Below are 689 nucleotides of genomic sequence, written 5' to 3'. Positions count from 1 at the left end.
TATAATCGGCTTTATTATCATGATGCTTATCCGCTCAAGCGGACTTATTCCTGAAACGGCTATAAATCCGATCAAACTTACTGCTCAGGTGTTCACTATCATTTCAATGGCAGCATTAGGTTTAGGTGTTGATATACGATCATTAAAAAAAGCAGGATGGCGAGTTATTTTGGCTTCAACCTGCTCCATAATTATTCTTTGGAGTTTTAGGCTTATCATGATACAATTGAATGATTTAAATCATATAATACTTTGAAATATGCATTAATTGTTTCTTTTTTTAAGGGAGTATATAATAAATCAAAGATTTACTAATATCAAAAACAGTTCTTTCATAAAATCAGCAAAAATTCTAAAAATTTGCTTATTATCCTATATTCTATACAAAAAATTGAAAATGCTACGATATGAAGTGAAAACTATCGAATTTGCTTTTTCAATAAGCTTTTCAATCTATAGTGATTTGCAACGGTATAGTATTCAATATGGAACGCATACAAAATAATGCTCTTTATTTCAGATCTGATTAAGTTAATTTTTTTATAGAAGACTGAATATATTTATGTTGCTCATTCACGTGCTTGTAAAAAAATACCTCTCAAGGCACATGAACTCCCTTTCAAGGCTGTGCCTGTGAATAATATAATGTAAAATCCCTATAAAGTGTATAAAATACATTATGCACCTCC

At 29.9% G+C, this 689-nt stretch carries 1 protein-coding gene; it reads left to right on the top strand.

The window, feature by feature from the left end:
- Window positions 1-256 (top strand): putative sulfate exporter family transporter (locus ACFIKU_RS10075; protein WP_375657426.1); only part of this gene is annotated, 256 nt, incomplete at its 5' end.
- Window positions 257-689 lie beyond the last annotated feature (433 nt).

This window comes from Bartonella sp. CM120XJJH, assembly GCF_042194715.1.
GTDB lineage: Bacteria > Pseudomonadota > Alphaproteobacteria > Rhizobiales > Rhizobiaceae > Bartonella.
Note: the sequence above shows the minus strand (reverse complement) of the source record. Positions and strands in the feature narration are given on the sequence as shown.